The sequence below is a fragment of the Bartonella sp. AD13SXNS genome (assembly GCF_042196465.1).
Taxonomy (GTDB): Bacteria; Pseudomonadota; Alphaproteobacteria; order Rhizobiales; family Rhizobiaceae; genus Bartonella.
This window is the reverse complement of record NZ_JBHIQI010000006.1, coordinates 26,069-28,742: the sequence shown is the minus strand read 5'-3', so window position 1 is coordinate 28,742 and position 2,674 is coordinate 26,069. Positions and strand designations below refer to the sequence as shown.

Annotated in this window: 1 protein-coding gene; it reads right to left on the bottom strand. The window is 36.9% G+C overall.

The features are described 5' to 3' along the window. Window positions 1–110: 110 nt before the first annotated feature. The gene (locus ACFIMQ_RS05430) at window positions 111–302 is read right to left on the bottom strand and encodes a hypothetical protein (RefSeq protein WP_375703551.1); all 192 of its coding nucleotides are present in this window, start codon (window positions 300–302) and stop codon (window positions 111–113) included. Window positions 303–2,674 lie beyond the last annotated feature (2,372 nt).

The following is a 2,674-nucleotide window of genomic DNA, read 5'->3' as shown; positions in this document are numbered from 1 at the left end:
AAACCCAAAGATGAAACTCAACAGCCTCTCTTTTAAAAACCAAAGCGTACTCAACCCCAAGATGCTTCGCGCCCACAGAAACAAACCAAGAATAAAGCCTATAATGCAAGTCAAACATCTCCTCCGTCAAAACCACAAACAACACGCCCCCATCCTGCGTCCTCCTTCATAAACCAAATCGATGTCCCCTCCCAACACAATACAGCAAACACCGCCTCATCAAGAACACGCCCCACGCTACGCCCCACACGCCGCCCTCCCACATGCACCCAACAAGCTTCAACAACGCAGAAAAACGCCACCCCCTTCAAGAACACACCCCATGGGATAACCCCGCTCCTTCATAACCAAAAACCAAAGAGAATTCTTAAATCCCACACGCCCAACACTCCAGCCACAGCCCCCCTTGCAAACGCTTCAATCCCCTCAAGCCCTAACCTTCAAAAGACAAAACTGCACAAAACCCTAAAACCCCACACTCAATACGCATCTCCTTAAAAACAAAGAGCCTCAATCTACAGTAGTCTATCATCATGAGAGGCTTTTAAATGTATTCGTTTTTTAGAGTACATTTTGTTTAAAATTGTTGCATGCATCAACACATCTTTAAAGACAGTTCAATGGATGTCGAACTTAGAATAAGCACTCAATTGAAAAAAGTATTCATGAAATTTTAATGCACAAAAGACAAAGTTTTATTTTTTGTAATTTGTAAAAAGTATTTTTTATATTGCTATCTTTTTAATTTTCTGCTAGCCATAAAGTAATAGTTTTTTAAATTCGTTTTTTTGATATTTTCTACAACCTAATGTTGGAAATTCTCCTGTTTTTTTGAGTCCTCTGATTGTGACGGAGGACTTTTTTTATGACTGTACTTTTTTATGATTGTATTGTCTTCAATCACTTCCTTATGAGCTTTGTTATATTCCTCCATAAGATTTACCCGAAAAATAGATCATTCTTTTGTCAAATTGACTGGCGTTCCATTCTCAAAGAAAAAAGATTCTTAACTCAATCTGATCTACAAACAGCTTGGATACACTTCACCCTTAGCTTCCATTTCTCTTGGCTTTTATTCAGGGTTTTCCGCTAAACTCAAGGCGCAACAGAAGCTTGCTCTGTCCTAAAGATTCACCACGCCCTTAAAAAAACACTAAAACATATCCAAGCAAGCTTGTCCAAGGAAGCTTGCTTCATATCACCAAACCTCACATGACAGTGTTTTACGACATAACACAATGACTTAACTATTGGATAACTTTCTTTATCGCATAGTCCACAAACAGGTTGATGTATCACGATAATACATTGATTTATAATCACAATATCCCGTTATCCATATTAAAACCCGTTATTCATATAAAATTAAGGGACCCGGATATCATAGGAATTCTCTCATTTTAAATTTATTTCATGTTGCATCAATCAACACCTTGTCTTTTCCACATTACAAACATGAGAGACATATGAAATAAAACACTTCAAAGATAAAGAATCAAAATGCCTCTTATGAAGACGCTCAAAAGCCAAAGGCTATCATCACATGAGGCGCGAATAGTATGATAGTGTGCTGGCTTTCCCCTTATGAGATTTTAAAGAAGGGCTTATCCACTTCACAAGAGATTTCTCCATTATCAGATTCATCAACATCCCCAATCACCAATATCCCCAATCACCAATATCCCCAATCACCAATATCCCCAATCACCAATATCCCCAATCACCAATATCCCCAATCACCAATATCATTGTGATGATAAGATAACATAATGTTTTTAAATAATTACGTAAATGTGCAACACAAATATATTCTATTTAGAACATTCTGTTTTATGTGAGTCGCGTAAACTCCCATTAAAAAACAAAATCCCCCATTAAAAACAAAATCCCTATGAGAAAAAATCTAAAGCGTGAAGATAAAAACATGAGACAAGTGTGATTCCATTCAGATATTGCTCTTTAACCGTCAAACTAAATAAAAATAGATCCGGAAAGTATGTTAATCTTCCTACCTTAAGAGATAAACTAAGAATATAGACAACATCTCTCCTAACATTCCCCTTTTTCTGGCATCGCGTAAGAATCAAAAGTTATATAACTTATTTTATCATATTATAAAGCACTGTTCTTTTAAGGCGGTGTGAAGCAGTTAAAACAATTGAAGTGTTTAGCCAACGCCATTAGCAAAGCTAAAAAAACAAACTGTTGAAAAGCCGTGCATATCTTGTGCAAACACAAAAAAAACAAGAAAAAGGCACAAAAATATCTCAATTATTATAAAAATACTCAGCGTCTTTTACAATTGTATTGACGAATAACCCTTATCACATAATCATCTTAAATATTGAGAATAAAGAATGAATAGCCCTCGCAAATACAGCAACCTATCAATATAAAATATAAAAACAAATCTTTTGGTTATCTCTGTTTCTTATGGAATATGCCTTTCCCTATAGATGCACTCTAGCCTCCAAAGAGTGCATTCAATCCATGGAAAGGATGCACTCTGGCCCTTAAAAAGAGTGCATCCTTCCCCTCAAAGGATACCGCCAAACCCTCAAAGGCAGTATCCAATCTATGAGGATGTACTCTAGCCTTCAAAAAGAGTGCATCCTTCCCCTCAAGGGATACCTCCGACCCTCAAAGGAGGCATCCAATCTATAGAGGATGCACT